At 63.1% G+C, this 19906-nt stretch carries 17 protein-coding genes; 12 read left to right on the forward strand and 5 right to left on the reverse strand.

The window, feature by feature from the left end:
* Nucleotides 1–9 precede the first annotated feature (9 nt).
* Nucleotides 10–1125 carry a polyamine ABC transporter substrate-binding protein gene (locus tag BG60_RS29110; RefSeq protein WP_008349802.1) on the reverse strand — a complete coding sequence of 372 codons (1116 nt, stop codon included), beginning with the start codon at nt 1123–1125 and terminating at the stop codon, nt 10–12.
* Nucleotides 1126–1676: 551 nt separating this feature from the next.
* Here BG60_RS29110 and BG60_RS29115 point away from each other — a divergent pair.
* The 3 genes from BG60_RS29115 (at nt 1677) to BG60_RS29125 (ending at nt 4676) form a co-directional block, all read left to right on the forward strand.
* On the forward strand, nt 1677–3014 hold the full coding sequence (locus BG60_RS29115; RefSeq protein WP_008349805.1) for an Nramp family divalent metal transporter: 1338 nt from the start codon (nt 1677–1679) through the stop codon (nt 3012–3014).
* Nucleotides 3015–3182: 168 nt separating this feature from the next.
* On the forward strand, nt 3183–4400 hold the full coding sequence (locus BG60_RS29120) for a phospholipase A (protein ID WP_008349807.1): 1218 nt from the start codon (nt 3183–3185) through the stop codon (nt 4398–4400).
* A 72-nt stretch (nt 4401–4472) separates the two neighbouring features.
* Nucleotides 4473–4676, forward strand: coding sequence for a DUF1289 domain-containing protein (locus tag BG60_RS29125; protein WP_008349809.1), 204 nt, complete (start codon nt 4473–4475; stop codon nt 4674–4676).
* Between the two features lie 69 nt (nt 4677–4745).
* On the opposite strand, the gene BG60_RS29130 is transcribed toward BG60_RS29125, so the two are convergent.
* The 4 genes from BG60_RS29130 to BG60_RS29145 form a co-directional block, all read right to left on the reverse strand.
* On the reverse strand, nt 4746–6338 hold the full coding sequence (locus BG60_RS29130) for an ABC-F family ATPase (protein WP_008349811.1): 1593 nt from the start codon (nt 6336–6338) through the stop codon (nt 4746–4748).
* Nucleotides 6339–6516: 178 nt separating this feature from the next.
* Nucleotides 6517–7962, reverse strand: coding sequence for a threonine synthase (gene thrC, locus BG60_RS29135; protein ID WP_008349812.1), 1446 nt, complete (start codon nt 7960–7962; stop codon nt 6517–6519).
* A gap of 11 nt (nt 7963–7973) precedes the next feature.
* Nucleotides 7974–9296, reverse strand: a complete 1323-nt coding sequence (locus BG60_RS29140) for a homoserine dehydrogenase (protein ID WP_008349813.1) — start codon at nt 9294–9296, stop codon at nt 7974–7976.
* Nucleotides 9297–9321: 25 nt separating this feature from the next.
* Entirely contained in the window at nt 9322–10560 is a 1239-nt protein-coding gene (locus BG60_RS29145; RefSeq protein WP_008349814.1) for a pyridoxal phosphate-dependent aminotransferase, read from the reverse strand.
* 419 nt (nt 10561–10979) lie between these two features.
* Here BG60_RS29145 and BG60_RS29150 point away from each other — a divergent pair, with 419 nt between their 5' ends.
* The 9 genes from BG60_RS29150 to BG60_RS29190 all read left to right on the forward strand — a co-directional run bounded on the left by BG60_RS29150 (nt 10980) and on the right by BG60_RS29190 (nt 19551).
* Nucleotides 10980–11354 (forward strand): Mth938-like domain-containing protein, encoded by a 375-nt coding sequence (locus BG60_RS29150; RefSeq protein WP_008349815.1) that lies wholly within the window; start codon nt 10980–10982, stop codon nt 11352–11354.
* 312 nt (nt 11355–11666) lie between these two features.
* Nucleotides 11667–13340, forward strand: coding sequence for a glycosyltransferase family 39 protein (locus BG60_RS29155; RefSeq protein ID WP_034473677.1), 1674 nt, complete (start codon nt 11667–11669; stop codon nt 13338–13340).
* A gap of 97 nt (nt 13341–13437) precedes the next feature.
* Entirely contained in the window at nt 13438–13809 is a 372-nt protein-coding gene (locus BG60_RS29160; protein ID WP_008349817.1) for an SMR family transporter, read from the forward strand.
* 52 nt (nt 13810–13861) lie between these two features.
* Nucleotides 13862–15019, forward strand: a complete 1158-nt coding sequence (locus tag BG60_RS29165; RefSeq protein ID WP_034473674.1) for a DegT/DnrJ/EryC1/StrS family aminotransferase — start codon at nt 13862–13864, stop codon at nt 15017–15019.
* Nucleotides 15020–15048: 29 nt separating this feature from the next.
* Nucleotides 15049–16086 (forward strand): glycosyltransferase, encoded by a 1038-nt coding sequence (locus BG60_RS29170; protein WP_008349819.1) that lies wholly within the window; start codon nt 15049–15051, stop codon nt 16084–16086.
* Nucleotides 16083–17069, forward strand: a complete 987-nt coding sequence (locus BG60_RS29175) for a formyltransferase (protein WP_008349821.1) — start codon at nt 16083–16085, stop codon at nt 17067–17069. Before BG60_RS29170 ends, BG60_RS29175 begins: the two co-directional genes overlap by 4 nt.
* Nucleotides 17066–18112 carry a bifunctional UDP-4-keto-pentose/UDP-xylose synthase gene (locus BG60_RS29180; RefSeq protein ID WP_008349823.1) on the forward strand — a complete coding sequence of 349 codons (1047 nt, stop codon included), beginning with the start codon at nt 17066–17068 and terminating at the stop codon, nt 18110–18112. Before BG60_RS29175 ends, BG60_RS29180 begins: the two co-directional genes overlap by 4 nt.
* A gap of 9 nt (nt 18113–18121) precedes the next feature.
* Entirely contained in the window at nt 18122–19018 is an 897-nt protein-coding gene (locus tag BG60_RS29185) for a polysaccharide deacetylase family protein (RefSeq protein WP_008349825.1), read from the forward strand.
* Nucleotides 19019–19089: 71 nt separating this feature from the next.
* Nucleotides 19090–19551: a peroxiredoxin gene (locus BG60_RS29190; protein ID WP_008349827.1), complete on the forward strand. Its 462-nt coding sequence runs from the start codon at nt 19090–19092 to the stop codon at nt 19549–19551.
* Nucleotides 19552–19906: the final 355 nt, after the last annotated feature.

A 19906-nucleotide genomic window follows, 5' to 3' on the forward strand; every position in this document is an offset into this window, starting at 1 on the left:
TTATCGGATTCATCGGCCGGACTTGAATTCCGTCCAGAGCCGCGTCTGCAGGCGCTGGATTTCCGGCGGCAGCGGCTTCAGCAGGAACAGCGTCTTGATGACATCCTGCGGCGGATACACGGCCGGATCGTTCGCGACGTCCTTGTCCACGTACTTGCGCGCTTCGAGATTTGCGCTCGGGTAGTACACGGCGTTGGTGATCGCGGCGTGAACCTGCGGCGTCTCGATGTAGTTGATCCACTCGTGCGCCGCGTCCTTGTTCTTGGCGTCCTTCGGAATCGCCATCACGTCGAACCACACGGGCGCGCCGCCCTTCGGAATGTAGTACTCGATCTTGAACGGCTTCTTGGCATCGACGGCGCGATGCTTCGCGATCACGACGTCGCCCGACCAGCCGTAGGTGAAGCAGATATCGCCGCCGACCATGTCGTTGATGTAGCCCGACGAGTTGAACTGCGTGATGTACGGACGGATTTTCTTCATCATCGCGAGCGCTTCGCGATAATCGGCCGGGTTCGTGCTCATCGGATCCTTGCCGATGTAATGCAGCGCGGCCGCGAACATCTGGTCCGGCGCGTCGAGCACCGAGACGCCGCACGCCTTCAGCTTCGAGATGTTCTCGGGCTTGAAAAGGATGTCCCAGTTGTTCAGTTCGGCGTTCGCGCCGAGGATCTGCTTCGCCTTGTCGACGTTGTAGCCGAGGCCCGTCGTGCCGTACGCCCAGGGCACCGTGTATTTATTGCCCGGATCCGCGCCCTCGACGAGCTTCATCAGGTCGGGATCGAGATATTTGAGGTTCGGCAGCTTCGACTTGTCGAGCGGCGCGAAGATGTTCGCGGCGATCTGCTTGCCGGCGTAATTGCTGGTCGGCACGACGATGTCATAGCCGGAACGGCCGGTCAGGAGCTTGGCCTGCAGGGTGTCGTCGCTGTCGTAGTTGTCGTACTTCACCTTGATGCCGGTCTGCTTGGTGAAGTTGGGAATCGTGTCCTTCGCGATATAGTCCGACCAGTTGTACACGTTCAACTGCGTGTCTTTCGCGAAGGCCGCGAGCGGAGTCAACATCGCGGCGCATGCCAGGGCGCCCGCCAGCTTGGCCGTGCGGCTCGCCAGTTTCTCGTTCATTTCGATTCTCCCTTGTTCCGACTTGTCACGACGTCGTGCCGCCCGGACCCGGCGCATTTTCGCATCGCCGAGCGACCCGCGACTCCCCTAAAACCCCGAAAACTACCATTAAACGCGGACGCGACAAAAAATATCCGCCGCTTGTCGCGCAAAATGTACACGCCCTTGCGCCACGCGGCGACGGTCTTGCCGCGCGGGGCTCTGCCCGGCTTAGCGCCGCGCGCCGACAGCCGGAAAGAGCGCGCATTTTAGCCCCTAATCCGCTGCCGCGGCACGTGATAAACCCACACTCGTCAAAGTGACACGCAGGCGTAAGCCCGATGCAATGTCATTATTCGTGGTCGGTCGCCTGCGTCCCCTTGCGCCCGCCGTTTTGCGAGTCGTTTCTTCGTCGTTTCGTTGACTCGCACAAGCGCGGCCGACACGGGACAAGCCTGACGAATAGCCAGCGGAACAGTTGTTGCGAGCCAATTCGACGTGCGCCGCGAAAAGCGGCGTCTTCTGAACCGGCAACGCGCACCGTTGCAACGCTATTCGAGGCCGCCTCCCGCATGAATACCAATCCCTCCGCGCTCGCCCGGCCGTCAGCCGCGAAATCCGACGCGCAGTCGCCCGTGGCGACCCGTGAAGATCGGGAGCGCGCGCCGCGCCCGCGCAGACACTGGTATTCGTTCGCCGGCGCGGGCGCGCTCGTCGCTGTCGGCTACATGGATCCCGGCAACTGGGCGACGGCGCTCGCGAGCGGCGCGCGCTACGGTTACTCGCTGCTTTTCGTCGTCCTGCTCGCGAGCCTGATGGGGATGCTGCTGCAATGGGTCGCGTCGCGCGTGGGCGTCGTGACCGGGCGCGACCTCGCGCAACTGTGCCGCGAACGCTACAGCCGCCGTACGACGCTTGTCCTGTGGATCGCGTGCGAAATCGCGATCATCGCGTGCGACGTCGCGGAAGTCGTCGGCAGCGCGGTTGCGCTGCAAATGCTCTTCGGCCTCTCGCTCACGGCCGGCGTGCTGGTTTCGGCGGTCGGAACCTTCGCGATGCTCGCGCTGCAAAACCGCGGCAAGCGGTCCCTGCAGCGGGCGGTATCGACGCTCATCTTTCTCGTGAGTTTGTGCTTCGTCATCGAACTCGCGCTGGCGCATCCGGTCTGGGGCGATGCGCTGCGCGGGCTCGCGCCGTCGCGCGAACTCGTCCGCGATGCCGGCATGCTCTGGCTCGCCGCCGGCGTGCTCGGCGCGACCGTGATGCCGCACAACCTTTACCTGCACTCCGCGCTCGTCAAGGAGCACGCGAGCGCCCGCGACGACGCGACCATGGGGCGCGCGCTTCGTGGCGTGAACATCGATACGTTCGGCTCGCTCGGGCTTGCGTTCATCGTCAACGCGTCGTTACTGATCGTCGCGGCCGCCGTCTTCCACGCGAACGGCCACACCGGTGTGAACGATCTCGCCGACGCCCACCGTCTCATTGCGCCGCTCGTCGGCAGTCATTGGGCGGGCGTCGTGTTCGCCGCCGCGCTGCTCGCGTGCGGCCTGAACGCGACGGTCACGGGCACGCTCGCCGGCCAGGCGGTGATGGAAGGCTTCCTGCGCCTCAAGATGGCGCGCTGGGCGCGGGCGCTCCTGACGCGCGGGCTCGCGATCGGTCCGGCGCTCGTCGCGGTCGGAAGTTTCGGCCAGCATGGTTCGAACGCGCTCCTCGTCGCGACGCAAGTCGTCTTGAGCCTGCAATTGCCGCTCGCCGTGATTCCACTCGTGCGCTTCGCCTCCGATGCCGCGCTGATGGGCCGCTGGCGCGTCGCGCGCGTGCCGCTGGCGCTGGCGTGGATGTGCGCGGGCGTGATCGTCGCGCTGAACGGCGCGATGCTCTGGCAGGCGGTGTTTTCGGCCTGACGCACCGGTTTCGATGCCATTTCGTCTGGAATGTCGGGATCGCGGCGCGGCTCGCGCTGTCAGACTGTCCTGATGCCCGCCCCGCCCCAACAGGACACGAACTACATGGCCCACGGCCCACGATCGATTTCGCTGAAAAATTCCCGCCGCTCTGCCGGCCGCGCACGCATGTTCGCGCTTCTTCTTGCCGGCCTTTGCACAAGCGGCGCTACGCACGCGACCGTCGCGGTGCTGCAACCCGCGCGCGAAGCCGCCGCCTCGCAACCGCTCGAACTGACGCTCCTCTATACCGACGATGACGCGAAATCCCTGACCGTCGATGTCCCGAAGCAACTGACCGTGAATCTGACCAATGGCGATTTGCCGCCGGCGCCGCTCACGCTCGAACGCGATCCGACAGTGCCGGACCGTCTGCGCCTTGCGCCCGGCCAGTATCGCCGCGTGCGTTTTTCGGCGCCGTGGCCCGATTCGGCGCGCGGGACGGTGAAGATCGATCCGGTCGGCTTCGATGCTTCGCCGATGCTCGTCACGCTCAATCGCAGCGATACGCAGACCGAGGTCGCCGCCGCGGAGAAGGCCGAGTCGCAAGCGACGACGCCCGGCCAACTCGCCGTCGCGACGGCCGCGGCGAATACCGCCGTCCAACCGGCGTCCAGCACGGACACGTTGCTCTCGGGCCGCTTCTCGACGTTCGAGCCGATCTATTTCGCGGATGGCAAAAACGGCGACAATCTCGCGAAATTCCAGTTCAGCTTCAAATATCGCCTGCATCTGCCTGACGATCCCCGCTCGCGCGGCTTCCTCGACAACCTCTATTTCGGCTACACGCAGACGGCCATATGGAATCTCTCGGCCGAATCGGTGCCGTTTCGCGACATCAGCTTTCAGCCGCAACTGTTCTATTACGTGGAGGACACCGGCTGGAAAAGCGCGCTCTTCACGCGCATGGGCGTCGCGGCGGGCATCGGGCATGAATCGAACGGCAAGAGCGGCGACGAATCGCGCTCGATCAACATCGCGTTCGTGCGCCCGACATGGGATTTCGGCGATCTGAACGGCAATCACCTGACGCTCTCGCCGAAGTTCTATTACTACCTGTCGAAGGCGGGCAACGAGGACATCGCGGATTATCGCGGCTACGTCGATTTCCTCGTGAAATACGGCAGCCCGGACGGCTGGCAACTCGCGACGACATTACGCAAAGGCTCGAAGCACTGGTACGGCAGCGTGGAATCGCAGTTGACCTATCCGCTCGCGAAGCTGATCGGCAGCGCGTGGGGCGGCTATCTGTTCGTGAGCTACTTCAACGGGTACGGCGAGGACATCCTCGATTACAACCAGCGGCATCACTGGATCGCGCGGATAGGCTACAGTATCGCGCGTTGAGTTTTTTTACGATTTTGAATGCCGCGTTGCCGCCCTTTTTGTTCGGCGCCGATGCGGTCACGAGCTAGCCCAATGTCTTCGAATCTTCACGATCTGCCTGATAGCCCCTGCATCGGCGTGTGCTCCACGCTCTTCGACGACGTCTGCAAAGGCTGCGGCCGCACGGCCGGCGAAGTGTCCAACTGGGTGTTTCTGAACGACGACGAAAAACGCGCGATCTGGGAGCGCATTACGCGCGAAGGAACGGCGATGCGGTTTCGCAACGACAGGCTTTGACCGGAATGTAAAAACGGCCCGCTCTTTCGAGGCGGGCCGCTTGTTTCAGCGCGAGCGCGAAGCCGGTGATTACTGAATCCCCTGGCTCGCCAGAAAATCTTCGTAATTCCCGCCGAAGTCGCGCAGCGTGCCATCCGTCTTCACTTCGATGATGCGATTCGCCAGCCCGCTTACGAACTCGCGGTCGTGCGACACGAAGATCAGCGTGCCTTCGAACTTCTCCAGCGCGATCTGCAGCGACTCGATCGACTCCATGTCCATGTGGTTGGTCGGCTCGTCCATCAGCAGAACGTTGTGGCGGCCGAGCATCAGCTTGCCCCAAATCATGCGGCCCTTTTCGCCGCCCGACAGCACCTTCACGTTCTTCTTGATATCGTCCGCGTTGAAGAGCAGACGGCCGAGCGTGCCGCGCATCATCTGCTCGTCGTCGCCCTCCTTGCGATACTGGTCGATCCACTCGGTCAGCGTCTCGTCCTTCGGAAACTCTTCGTACGTGTCCTGCGGCATATAGCCGACGTTGGCGTTTTCCGCCCACTTCACCGTGCCGTGATCGAGTTCGAGCGCGCCCTTGAGCGACTTGAGCAGCGTCGTCTTGCCCGCGCCGTTCTCGCCGATGATCGCGATACGCTCGCCCGGCTGCACCGAGAGCGAAAAGTTCTGGAAGATCGTGCGGTCGTACTTCTTCGTGATTTCCTCCGCGACCACCGCGATGTTGTGCAGCTTCTTCTCGTACTCGAAGCGGATGAACGGATTCTGACGCGACGACGGCTTGAATTCCTCGATCTTGATCTTGTCGATCATCTTCAGACGGCTGGTCGCCTGACGCGCCTTCGACTTGTTCGCCGAGAAGCGGCGCACGAAGTCCTGCAGGTCGGCCACGCGCTCCTTCGCCTTCTGGTTCGCGGCCTGCTGACGCTCGCGCGCCTGCGTCGACGCCAGCATGTAGTCGTCGTAATTGCCCGGCCAGACCTTCAACGTGCCGTAGTCCATGTCCGCCATGTGCGTGCAGACCTGGTTCAGAAAGTGCCGATCGTGGGAGATGATGATCATCGTCGAGTTGTACTGGTTCAGCACGTCTTCCAGCCAACGGATCGAGTTGATGTCGAGGTTGTTGGTCGGCTCGTCGAGCAGCAGCACGTCGGGCTTCGAGAACAGCGCCTGCGCGAGCAGCACGCGCAGCTTCCAGCCCGGCGCGACGTTGCTCATCGGGCCATTGTGATCGTTGATGTTGATGCCGATGCCGAGCAGCAGTTCGCCCGCGCGCGCTTCGGCCGTGTAGCCGTCGTATTCGGCGAACTTGGCTTCGAGGTCGGCGGCGCGCATGTAGTCGTCGTCGGTGGCGTCGGGGTTGGCGTAGATCGCGTCGCGCTCGGTCATCGCGGCCCACATTTCGGTGTGACCCATCATGACGACGTCGAGTACGCGCATGTCTTCGTACGCGAACTGGTCCTGGCGCAATTTGCCGAGACGCACGTTCGGCTCCAGCATGACGTTGCCCGAGGACGGCTCGAGATCGCCGCCCAGGATCTTCATGAAGGTCGACTTGCCGCAGCCGTTGGCGCCGATCAAGCCATAGCGGTTGCCTTCGCCGAACTTGACCGAGATGTTCTCGAAGAGGGGCTTGGGCCCGAATTGCATGGTGATATTGGCGGTAGACAGCACGGCGCGTCCTTTTGAATGGGGTACGACGAAAAACCTGAGATTTTAACAGCTTTTGGCGGGCTTTTGCCCGCGAGCGGCGATTCTGCGAAGCTGGCTCCGGCGGCAGATTTCGTGCCGCATCATGAAAAACGGGGCGCGGCCGTGCAGCCGCGCCCCGTCCATCCCGATGACGATCCTGTTACGTGCGCTCGGCGATGAACGCCTTCACGACGCCAGCATCGGCAGGAACGATATCGAACCTTTGTGGCAGTTTTTCAAGTCCGACGAACGCAGCCGGCCGCTCGGGCTCGCGATTGAGCGCCTCGCGGATCGTCTCGCCGAATTTGATCGGCTGCGCGGTTTCGAGGACGATCATCGGCACGCCGGGCTTCAGATTTTCGCGCGCGACCTTCACGCCGTCGGCGGTGTGCGTGTCGATCATCGTGTGATAGCGCTCGAATACGTCGCGGATCGTCTTCACGCGGTCGTCGTGGCCACTCTTGCCCGACACGAATCCGAATTCCTTCACGCGCGCGAAATCGCCGCTCACCGCGAGGTCGAAGCCGCCCTTCTCTTCGACGTCGCGGAACAGTTGCAGCACGCGCGCCGGATCGCGTCCGAGCAGGTCGTACACGAAACGCTCGAAGTTCGACGCCTTCGAGATATCCATGCTCGGGCTCGTCGTGTGATACGTCTCCGCCGCGCCGCGCACGCGATACACGCCGGTCTTGAAGAACTCGTCGAGCACGTCGTTTTCGTTGGTCGCGACGACGAGTTGATCGATCGGCAGGCCCATCATGCGCGCGATGTGCCCCGCGCACACATTGCCGAAATTGCCCGAGGGCACCGTGAACGACACGCGTTCGTCGTTGCTCTTCGTCGCGGCGAAATAGCCTTTGAAGTAGTACACGACCTGCGCGACGACGCGCGCCCAGTTGATCGAATTGACCGTGCCGATCTTGTGCTTCGCCTTGTACGCGTGATCGTTCGACACGGCCTTGACGATGTCCTGGCAATTATCGAAGTTGCCTTCGACCGCCAGATTGAAGATGTTCGGATCCTGCAGCGAGAACATCTGCGCGGTCTGGAACGCGCTCATCTTCTTGTGCGGCGAGAGCATGAACACGCGCACGCCGGTCTTGCCGCGCATCGCGTATTCGGCGGCGCTGCCGGTGTCGCCCGAGGTCGCACCGAGGATGTTCAATTCATCGCCCTGCTTGGCCAGTGCGTACTCGAACAGATTGCCGAGCAGTTGCATCGCCATGTCCTTGAAGGCGAGCGTCGGGCCGTTCGAGAGTTCCAGCAGCGACAGCGTCGTGCCGTTTTCCTCGCCGAGCGTCTTCAAAGGCGTGATCTGAACCGCGCTCTCTTCGTGGCGCACGTTGCTGTACACCTGCGCGGTGTACGTCTTGCGCGTAAGCGAGCGCAGGTCGTCGGAAGGAATGTCGTCGTTGAACTTCGACAGCACTTCGAATGCGAGATCCGCGTACGACAGCGTGCGCCAGCGCGCGAGTTCGTCGGCGCTGACTTTCGGATACTCCGCCGGCAGATACAGGCCGCCGTCTTTGGCGAGGCCGCCCAGCAGAATGTCGGAGAACGTGTGGCGTTCGTCGGTGCCGGCGCCGCGCGTCGAAATGTAGTTCATCGTGCTTGCCTTTAGTTGAGCGCTTCCATGCGCAGCTTCGTCACCTTGGAGACGACCGTGGACAGCGCCTCGATCTGCGCGATCGCCGCGTTCACGTTCTTTTCGAGCGTCTCGTGCGTGATGAGGATGATGTCGGTCTCGCCCTTGTTCGCGCCGTCGACTTCTTCCGATTCCTTCTGCAGCAGCGCGTCGATGGAGATGCCCTTGTCCGCGAGAATGCGCGTGATGTTCGCGAGCACGCCCGTCACGTCCGCGACGCGCAGGCGCAAGTAGTAGCCGCTCGTCACTTCGTCGATCGGCAGGATTGGCGTGTTCGACAGGCTGTCCGGCTGGAACGCCAGATGCGGCACGCGATGCTCGGGATCGGCCGTATGCAGGCGCGTCACGTCGACGAGATCGGCGACCACGGCGGACGCCGTCGGCTCCGCGCCCGCGCCCTTGCCGTAGTAGAGCGTCGTGCCGACCGCGTCGCCGTGCACGACGACCGCGTTCATCGCGCCTTCCACATTGGCGAGCAGGCGCTTGGCCGGAACGAGCGTCGGATGCGTGCGCAGCTCGATGCCCTTCTCCGAGCGCCGCGCGATGCCGAGCAGCTTGATGCGATAGCCGAGATCTTCCGCGTAGCGAATGTCGATCGCGGCCAGTTTGCTGATGCCTTCCACATACGCGCGATCGAACTGCACCGGCACGCCGAACGCGATTGCGCTCATGATCGTGACCTTGTGCGCGGCATCGACGCCTTCGATGTCGAAAGTCGGATCGGCTTCGGCGTAACCCAGTTCCTGCGCGGCCTTCAATGCGGTCGCGAAGTCGAGCCCGCGGTCACGCATTTCCGAAAGAATGTAGTTCGTCGTGCCGTTGATGATGCCCGCGATGTACTCGATGCGGTTCGCCGTCAGCCCTTCGCGCAGCGCCTTGATGATCGGAATGCCGCCCGCCACCGCGGCCTCGAACGCGACCATCACGCCCTTCGCGCGCGCGGCCTCGAAAATTTCCGTGCCGTGCACCGCGAGCAGCGCCTTGTTGGCCGTCACGACATGCTTGCCGTTCGCGATCGCGCGCAGCACCAGTTCGCGCGCGAAGCCCGTGCCGCCGATCATTTCGCACACGATGGCGATGGAAGGATCGTCGACGACCGCGTTGAAGTCGTCCGTCACCGCGATGCCTTCCTGCTTCGCCGCTTCGGCCTTCGCCGTCGTACGCACGGCGACACGCGAAATTTCGATGCCGCGTCCCGCGCGTCGTTTGATTTCTTCCTGGTTACGGCGCAGCACCGTGAAGGTGCCGCTGCCGACCGTGCCGAAGCCCAAGAGTCCTACTTTGATCGGTTCCATGCAGCGCGAGTCTTTAAAAGAGAGATTAAGCGGAATGTCGTTTGCGATAGCCGTCGAGGAAGCGCGCGATGCGGTTGATCGAATCCGCGAGATCGTCGACGTTCGGCAGGAAAACCACGCGGAAGTGATCCGGCGTCGGCCAGTTGAAGCCGGTGCCTTGCACGAGCAGCACGCGCTCCTCGAGCAGCAGATCCGTGATGAACTGCTGGTCGTCCTGGATCGGATACATCTTCGGATCGAGCTTCGGGAACATGTAGAGCGCGGCTTGCGGCTTCACGCACGTGACGCCCGGAATCGCCGTGAGCATGTCGTACGCGAGTTCGCGCTGCTTGAAGAGGCGCCCGCTCGGGACGATCAGGTCGTTGATGCTCTGATAGCCGCCGAGCGCCGTCTGGATCGCATACTGGCCGGGTACGTTCGGGCACAGGCGCATCGACGCGAGAATGCCGAGGCCTTCGAGATAATCCTTCGCGCGGCGGCGGTTCTCTTCGATCAGCCCGGAGATCGCCATCCAGCCCGCGCGATACCCGCACGAGCGGTAACTTTTCGAAAGGCTGTTGAACGTGACCGTGACGACGTCTTCGGAGAGCGCGGCCATCGACGTGTGCGTCTTGCCGTCGTAGACGATCTTGTCGTAGACCTCGTCCGCGAAAATGATGAGACCGTGCTCGCGCGCGATCGCGATCAGTTCACGCAGCAGTTCGTCGGAGTACAGCGCGCCTGTGGGGTTGTTCGGGTTGATGACGACGAGCGCCTTCGTGTTCGGCGTGATTTTCGCGCGGATGTCGTCGAGATCGGGCATCCAGCCGTTGCTCTCGTCGCACATGTAGTGGCGCGGCGTGCCCGACGACAGGCTCACCGCGGCCGTCCATAGCGGATAGTCCGGCGCCGGAAGGAGCACTTCGTCGCCGTCGTTGAGAAGCGCCTGCATCGCCATGACGATCAGTTCCGACGCGCCATTGCCGATGTAGATATCGTCCAGTTCGACGCCCGTCACACCCTTTTGCTGCGTGTAATGCATGATCGCCTTGCGCGCGGCGAACACGCCCTTCGAATCCGAATAGCCCGACGAACCCGGCAGATTGCGGATCATGTCCTGAATGATCTCGTCCGGCGCCTCGAAGCCGAACGGCGCCAGATTGCCGATATTCAGCTTGATGATGCGATGGCCTTCTTCTTCGAGGCGCTTCGCGTGTTCGAGCACGGGCCCGCGAATGTCGTAGCAGACGTTTTGCAGCTTGTTGGATTTGAGAATCGGTTTCACGGCTGGCGCTCTGGGTCTGATGTGAATGCGGACGGGTTCTGGTGATGTCGGTCGCGTGCGGCTCGGAATTCGGGGCAGCCAGCCTCGCGCGCGGCGGACGGGCGTTGCAATAAATACCGAGGTGAAAGCCGATGGCGGCTCGCCCGGACGGCTCGCTTTTCCCGAGCGCCGAACGATGCATTTTAGACGCCGCGCCAGGTAAGGCATGGGCGATGCGGACCGGATTGCGTGTCGAAGGCGGCTTGTGGCGGCACGCGAGCGCAACGGGTGGCGCACGAGCGAGCCCGGCAGCCAAAAAGTTATAATTTACTGATTATGGCCCAGTTCCGCAATGCACCAATCGAATGCGCCGGAACCGGCGCAAACGGCGCTGCGCGCGCCCGCCGGGCCTCTCTCCTTTTCCTTGCCGGATCATTGTTTTGAAACTCCACCAGGATTCCACCAGCGCGCTCAATACCATCACGAGCTACGGAGACGGTTTCGTGGCGATCAATCTCGAAAGGCACGAAGGCAGCGTGATCGTCATGCCGCAGACGCCCGTCGCGGCGTGGCCGGTGTCGTCGTTCGATGCGCTCAAGCCCGAGGATTTCGATGCGCTCGTCGAGGCCGCGCCGGAAGTCGTCATTTTCGGCAGCGGGTCGCGGCTGCGCTTTCCGCATCCGCGCCTCACCGCGCAACTGGCGAAACACCGCATCGGCGTCGAAACGATGGATTTCGGCGCGGCCTGCCGCACCTACAACATACTGATGTCCGAAGGCCGGCGCGTGGCCGCCGCACTGCTGATCGAAGCCTGAGGGGATCGCTAAGGCGGCGCTAAGGAAGCGTTGGCAGACTCCCGCCGCCCGTCCGATATCGGCAGCAGCCGTCGCTTGCCAGTCGTCAATTTTGACGGATGCCGGTCGGCCGTGCGCTACACTCCCGCCCGGCATCGTCGTTACGCCGGGCGTTTCGACGTCGGACAAGTGCGCAGCGCGCGCTCGAACGTGCGAACTCGCATCGACAATGCGTGCCTGAGCATGCACGAGTTGCATCCTCGCGCGGCGCGCATTCATCGCTCAATTCGTTTCATTAGCGCCGCGCATCGCGGCATCGGACAGGTCGACTTCATGAACGATACGCCTACCCGGCTACCGCTCACGCGTCTTTCGCTCATTCTTCTGGTACTCGCACTCGCGATCATCTGGTTCGCGCCGCTCGGGTTTCGTCATCTCGTGCCCAGCGACGAAGGCCGCTATGCCGAAATGGCGCGCGAGATGTTCGTGACCGGCGACTGGATCACGCCGCGCTACAACGGCTACAAGTATTTCGAAAAGCCGCCCCTGCAAACGTGGGCGAATGCCCTTACCTTTGCGTGGTTCGGCATCGGCGAATGGCAGGCGCGCCTTTACACGGCGCTCACGGGCTTTCTGGGCGTGCTGCTCGTCGGCTATACCGGCACGCGCGTATTCAACGCGATGACGGGCTTCGCCGCCGCGGTCATCCTCGCGACGTGCCCGTACTGGAACCTGATGGGCCACTTCAACGCGCTCGACATGGGCCTGTCGTTCTGGATGGAGCTGACCCTCTGCGCGCTCCTGCTCGCCCAGCGCCCCGGACTGTCGACCCGCGAAGTGCGTCTCTGGATGTGGCTCTGCTGGGCCGGCATGGGCGCCGCGGTGCTGTCGAAGGGTCTCGTCGGCCTGATCCTGCCGGGCGCCGTGCTCGTTCTGTATTCACTCGTGTCGCGCGACTGGGCGCTCTGGAAGCGGCTCTATATCGGCAGTGGGCTGATCGTGTTCCTGATCGTGACCGGCCCGTGGTTCGCGCTCGTGCAGATGAAGAACCCGGAGTTCTTCGACTTCTTCTTCATCGTCCAGCAGTTCAAGCGCTATCTGACGCCCGAGCAGAACCGCCCCGGCGCGTTCTATTACTTCGTGCCGGTTCTGATCGTGGGTTTTCTGCCGTGGCTGTCGATCGCCTTTCAGAGTGTGCGCCACGGCTTGAAGACGCCACGCCAGCCCAACGGCTTCGCGCCGGTCACGATGCTGCTGATCTGGTCCGCGTTCATTTTCCTGTTTTTCAGCGCGTCGCATTCGAAGCTCATTTCGTACGTGCTGCCGATCGCGCCGGCGCTCGCGCTCGTCATCGGGCTGTATTTGCCCTCGCTGACGAAATCGCAGTACCGCATGCATCTGATCGGCTATGCGGTATTTCTGATCGCCGCGGCCTTCGGAGCGATTTTCCTCGGCCGCGCGGGCAGCGCCAACACGCCTAACGCGCTCTATCGCGAGTTCCAGATCTGGGTGTACGCGGGCCTCGCCGTCGCTTTCGTCGTGACGATATTCGCGCTCTGGCTGAACCGGCGCAGCGTGCTCGCGGGCGCGACGGGACTAGGCGCGGCCTGGCTGCTGCTGGGCACGATCGCGGGCTCCGGTCACGATGTCTTCGGCACGCAGAGTTCCGGCGTGCGGCTCGTGCCGGCCGTGAAGGCCGCGATGGCCAAGCTCCCGCCCGACACGCCGTTTTACTCGATCGCGAAGCTCGACCACACGATGCCCTTCTACCTCGGCCACACGATGATCATGGTCGGCGAAGCCGACGAGCTGACCTTCGGCGTCCAGACCGAGCCGCAAAAATGGGTGCCGAGCGTCGACGAATGGGTCAGGCTGTGGGATTCGGAGCGCTACGCGTTCGCGCTGATGCCGCCCGCACGCTACGACGAGCTCATGGCACGCCACGTGCCCATGCAGGTGATCGCCCGCGACGAGCGCCGCGTGATCGTGGAGAAACCGCAGCCGTGAGCGCGCGTTTTCCTCCCGGTCGCGATGCTGCGCTGCACGATCGTTCGGCATTTCGCGATGAACCGAGTATCCTTGTTCCGCATTTGAAAAACGCGCGATGAACCCGATCTCCTTTATTTGCATCGTCATCGGCGTATCGTTGAACGCATGCGCCCAGCTCCTGCTCAAAGCCGGCGTGAACGCGGTGGGCCATTTCGACATGACGCCCGCCAACATTCTGCCGGTCGGCATCAAGATCGCGACGCAGTGGCCGATCATCGGCGGGCTTGCCTGTTATGTGCTGAGCGTCGTCGTGTGGATCGTCGGGCTGTCGCGCGTGGACGTGTCGATCGCCTATCCGATGCTCTCGCTCGGCTACGTCGTCAACGCGTTCGCCGCGTGGTACCTGTTCGGCGAAGTGCTGTCGATGCAGCGGCTCATCGGCATCGGCATCATTCTGGTCGGCGTCGTGGTGCTCGCGCGCGGCTAGTTGCCGGACCGAAGCGTCCGCCGGATCAATTCATTTTTTAAACGCATAGTCCATGACTCAAACAACGCGGCCGTTCCTGCCCTTCGTGAAGCCCGATATCGACGAAGAAACCATTCAGGGCGTCGTCGACGTGCTGCGCTCGGGCTGGATCACGACCGGCCCGCAGAATCAGCAGTTCGAGGCGGAGTTGTCGGCGTACGTGGGCGGCCGCCCGGTGCGCGCCTTCAACTCGGGCACCTGCACGATGGAAATCGGCTTGCGCATCGCGGGCGTCGGCCCCGGCGACGAAGTCATCACCACGCCGATGACCTGGGTGTCGACCGCGAACGTGATCCTCGAAGTCGGCGCGACGCCGGTGTTCGTCGATATCGATCCGGTCACGCGCAACATCGACCTGAATCTGCTCGAACGCGCAATCACGCCGCGCACCAAGGCGCTGATGCCCGTCTATCTGGCCGGCCTGCCCGTCGACATGGACAAGCTCTACGAGATCGCGCGCGCCCACAAGCTGCGCGTGATCGAAGACGCCGCGCAGGCGTTCGGTTCGACGTGGAAAGGCCAGCGCATCGGCGCGATCGGCGACATCGTGTCGTTCAGCTTCCACGCGAACAAGAATGTGACGTCGATCGAAGGCGGCGCGCTCGTAATGAATAACGAGGACGAAGCGGAACTCGCGCGCAAGTACCGTCTGCAAGGCATTACGCGCACGGGCTTCGACGGCATGGATTGCGACGTGCTCGGCGGCAAGTACAACCTGACGGACGTGGCGGCGCGCGTCGGCCTCGGCTCGTTGCGGCGCGTCGAAACCCTCACGCAGCAGCGCCGCGAACTGGCGCGCCTCTATTTCGATGCCTTCAAAGGCGGCGCGGCGGTCGAGCTCGGCGTGGGTCTGCCGGTCGAGAACTTCACGGACCACAACTGGCACATGTTCCAGATCGCGCTGCCGCTCGAAAGGCTCAAGCTCACGCGCGCGGAATTCATGGCGCAACTGAAGGAGCGCAACGTCGGAAGCGGCGTGCATTACCCGGCGCTGCACTTGTTCACGCTGTATCGCGCGCGTGGTTACAAGGAAGGCATGTACCCGCATTCGGAGCGTTACGGCGCGTCGAACGTGACGCTGCCGCTCTTCCCGGGCATGACCGCCGACGACGTGACGCATGTCGTCCGGTCCATCGACGAAATCTGCGAGCAGTTCGGACACAACGGGTAACACGGACCATCAAGGACAATCAGCGCAACATGAGTCATTTCGATTTTCCGGCGACGTCCCCCGAGCTTTCGGTGATCATCCCGGTGTACAACGAAGCGGACGGCCTCGCCGCGCTTTTCCAGCGCCTCTATCCGGCGCTCGATGCGCTCGGCACGTCGTACGAGGTGATCTTCATCAACGACGGCAGCCGCGACAAGTCGGCCGCGCTGCTCGCGCAGCAGTTCCACGTGCGGCCCGACACGACGCGCGTCATTCTGCTCAACGGCAATTACGGCCAGCACATGGCGATCCTCGCGGGCTTCGAACAGTCGCGCGGCGAGATCGTCGTCACGCTCGATGCCGACCTGCAGAATCCGCCCGAGGAAATCGGCAAGCTCGTCGCGAAGATGCGCGAGGGCTACGATTACGTCGGCACGATTCGCCAGCAGCGGCAGGACAGCCTGTGGCGCAAGAAGGCGTCGCGCGCGATGAACCGCCTGCGCGAGCGCATCACGAAGATCAAGATGACGGACCAGGGCTGCATGCTGCGCGCGTACAGCCGCCATATCATTGATACGATCAATCGCTGCGGCGAGATCAACACGTTCATTCCGGCGCTCGCGTACACCTTCGCGCAAAACCCGATCGAAGTCGATGTCGCACACGAGGAGCGGTTCGCGGGCGAGTCGAAGTATTCGCTCTATAGCCTCATCCGCCTGAACTTCGATCTCGTTACCGGCTTTTCGGTCGTGCCGCTGCAATGGCTGTCGTTCATCGGCGTGATTCTGTCGGTCGGCTCGGCGGGCCTGTTCCTGCTGCTGTTGATTCGCCGCTTCATGTTCGGCGCGGAAGTCCAGGGTGTGTTCACCCTCTTCGCCATCACGTTCTTCATGCTCGGCGTCATCATCTTCGCGCTCGGGCTGCTCGGCGAGTACATCGGGCGCATCTATCAGCAGGTGCGCGCGCGGCCGCGCTATCTCGTGCAGACGATTCTCGAACAGCGCGACGGCGTATCGGTCGCCGCCAAGCCGTTGCAGGACGCCGTGCAGCAAGTGGTCGCCGTCACGCGCGAGGAAGACGACCGATGAAGCCGCGCGCAGTCGTCTTCGCGTATCACAACGTCGGCGTGCGCTGTCTGCAGGTGCTGCTCGCGCGCGGCGTCGATGTTGCGCTCGTCGTCACGCACGAAGACAGCGCAAGCGAGAACATCTGGTTCGGCAGCGTCGCGCAGGTCGCGGCGGAACATGGCATCGACACGATCACGCCTGCCGATCCAAAGTCGCCCGAGCTTTTCGGCGCGGTGGAGAAAATCGCGCCGGACTTCGTCTTCTCGTTCTACTACCGGCACATGCTGCCCGTCTCGCTGCTTTCGCTCGCAAAGCGCGGCGCGTACAACATGCACGGCTCGCTTCTGCCCAAGTATCGCGGCCGCGTGCCGACGAACTGGGCCGTCATCAACGGCGAAACCGAGGCCGGCGCGACGCTGCATGAAATGCTCGCGAAACCCGATGCAGGCGCGATCCTCGCGCAAACGCCGGTGCCCATCCTGCCCGACGACACAGCAGCGCAAGTCTTCGACAAGACCGTCGTTGCCGCCGAACAGACGCTCTGGCGCGTGCTGCCCGCCTTGCTCGCCGGCGAAGCGCCGCATCTGCCGAACGATCTCGCGGCGGGCAGCTATTACGGCGGACGCAAGCCGGAAGACGGCCGCATCGACTGGTCGCAGCCGGCGCAGCGTGTCTACAACCTGATTCGCGCGGTCGCACCGCCGTATCCGGGCGCGTTCACGGATATCGGCGCCGATCGTTTCATCGTCGCGCGGGCGCGGCTCGTGCCCGAAACGGGCGCGCCGGGCGTTTCACCCGAAAGACTCCGTGAGCTGCGGGGTTTGCCCCCGGGCCTGACCGTGGCGGATAATGCGCTGTTTGGCGTCTGCGGCGATGGCCGCGTCATCGCCATCCACGAATTGCGTCACCGGCCCCTGAACGCCGACGCGCAACCGTCGGGCGAAGAACGCACCGTCGATCCTTCCGAATTCGGCCGAATCATTCAATCCTCTCGTCATTCATGAAAAAAGTTCTGATCCTGGGTGTCAATGGCTTCATCGGCCATCACCTGTCCAAGCGCATCCTCGAAACCACCGACTGGGAAGTCTTCGGGATGGACATGCAAACCGATCGCCTGGGCGACCTCGCGAATCACGAGCGGATGCATTTCTTCGAGGGCGACATCACGATCAACAAGGAGTGGGTCGAGTATCACGTGAAGAAGTGCGACGTGATCCTGCCGCTCGTCGCGATCGCCACGCCCGCCACGTACGTGAAGCAGCCGCTGCGCGTGTTCGAGCTCGACTTCGAGGCGAATCTGCCGATCGTGCGTTCGGCCGTGAAGTACGGCAAGCATCTGGTGTTTCCGTCGACGTCCGAGGTGTATGGCATGTGCACCGACGAGCAGTTCGATCCGGAAAACTCCGTGCTTTCCTACGGCCCGATCAACAAGCCGCGCTGGATCTACGCGTGCTCGAAGCAGCTCATGGACCGCGTGATCTGGGGCTATGGCATGGAGGGTCTCAACTTCACCCTCTTCCGTCCGTTCAACTGGATCGGCCCGGGCCTCGACTCGATCTACACGCCGAAGGAAGGTTCGTCGCGCGTCGTGACGCAGTTCCTCGGGCATATCGTGCGCGGCGAGAACATCAGTCTCGTCGACGGCGGCGCGCAAAAACGCGCGTTCACCGACATCGACGACGGCATCGGCGCGCTGATGAAGATCATCGAAAACAAGGGCGGCGTGGCGTCGGGCAAGATCTACAACATCGGCAATCCGACGAACAACTTCTCGGTCCGCGAACTCGCGAACAAGATGCTCGCGCTCGCAAACGAATTCCCCGAGTACTCGGACAGCGCGAAGCAGGTGCAACTGGTCGAGACGTCGTCGGGCGCGTACTACGGCAACGGCTATCAGGACGTGCAGAACCGCGTGCCGAAGATCGACAACACGATGCAGGAACTCGGCTGGGCGCCGCAAGCGTCGATGGACGACGCGCTGCGCAAGATCTTCGAAGCGTACCGCGGCCACGTGGGCGAGGCCCGCAAGCTGGTGGAACAGGCGTAAGGCGCGCGCGTGGCTCGCATCGTTCTGAAAATCGACGTCGATACGCTGCGCGGCACGCGCGAAGGCGTGCCGAACCTCGGGCGGCTCCTCGACAAGTACAGCGCCCGCGCGACGTTCCTCTTCAGTCTCGGCCCGGATCACACCGGCTGGGCGCTGCGGCGGGTCTTCCGGCCCGGCTTTCTGAAGAAGGTGTCGCGCACGTCGGTGGTCGAGCATTACGGCGTGAAGACGCTCATGTACGGCGTGCTGCTGCCGGGGCCGGATATCGGCCGCGAAGCGGTGTCGGAAATGCGTGCGATCCACGAGGCCGGCTTCGAATGCGGCATCCATACGTGGGATCACGTCTACTGGCAGGACAACGTGCGCGGGCGTGATCGCGACTGGACCGTCGCGCAGATGCAGCAGAGCCACGCGCGCTTCATCGAGATTTTCGGCGGACCGCCCGTCACGCACGGCGCCGCCGGCTGGCAGATGAACGGCTACGCGTTCGAGCAGATCGACGCGTGGGGCATGCGCTACGCATCCGACGGGCGCGGCCACACGCCGTATATTCCCGTGCTCGACGGCCGCACGCTGAATCACATCCAGATGCCGACCACGCTGCCGACGCTCGACGAAGTGCTCGGCGTCGACGGCGTCGACGAAAGCAATGTCGCGGCGCACGTGCTGCGTCATACGGCGAACAATCCGCACGATCAGGTGTTCACGCTGCACGCCGAACTCGAAGGCCAGAAGCTCGCGCCGGTGTTCGAGCAACTGCTCGCCGGCTGGCGCGCGCAGGGACACAGCTTTGCCACGATGGGCGATTACCATGCGGCGCTGGACCGCGCGTCGCTGCCCACGTACCCTGTGACGTGGGGCGAGATTCCGGGCCGCGCGGGCGAACTGATCGTCCAGCCGGGCTGAAGCGGCGCGTGGCCGCTTTCTCCCCGCCTCGCTTTTCTCACCGATAAACCAGAACGACCGGAGAAACCTACGTGTCAGTTGCAGTCGACCAGCCCGTTCCCGACTTCACCGCACCCGCGACGGGTGGCGAGTTCACCCTGTCCTCCTTGCGCGGCAGAAAGGTCGTGCTCTTCTTTTATCCGAAGGACAACACGCCCGGCTGCACCACCGAAAGCCTGCAATTTCGCGACCACTACGATCAGTTCAAGGCGGCCGGCGCGGAAGTGATCGGCATCTCGCGCGACAGCGTGAAATCGCACGACAACTTCAAGGCGAAGCTCGAGCTGCCTTACACGCTGGTTTCGGACGCTGACGAAGCGATCTGCACGCTCTTCGATGTCATCAAAATGAAGAAGATGTATGGCAAGGAAGTGCGCGGCGTGGAGCGCTCGACCTTCCTCGTCGACGCAAACGGCGTGCTGCGACGCGAGTTTCGCGGTGTCAAGGTGCCGGGCCACGTAGAGGCGATCGTCGAGGCTGTACAAGCGATTTGAGGCACGTTATATTGGTTCGCAATGAGCGCCTGCCTTCCCCATTTCCTTCGTTCCAGTGCAAGCCGCCGTGTGCCTGTGGGTACGGTGGGCATGGACCCGGGCTATGTGGATCCGGCAAGGGAAAGGCGCTCTGAAGCTGAAGTCAGCCGCTGGTTCCGGTAGTCGGAACGGCGGCTTTTTCATTTGGCGTCGCACGAAAGCCACGCTTCATCGGCTCGGGCGCGGCGTGTTGCACGCAACCTCCAAGGAGCAGATCGAAACTTAGGCGAACCGGCGATTTCGACAACGAAGCGCGCCTCCGGGCGCAAACTGCAGGATTCGTATCGCTTCGAGGGCGTACGAGCAGGATGCGACA

This window comes from Caballeronia zhejiangensis, from assembly GCF_000698575.1.
In the GTDB taxonomy this organism is placed as follows: domain Bacteria; phylum Pseudomonadota; class Gammaproteobacteria; order Burkholderiales; family Burkholderiaceae; genus Caballeronia; species Caballeronia zhejiangensis.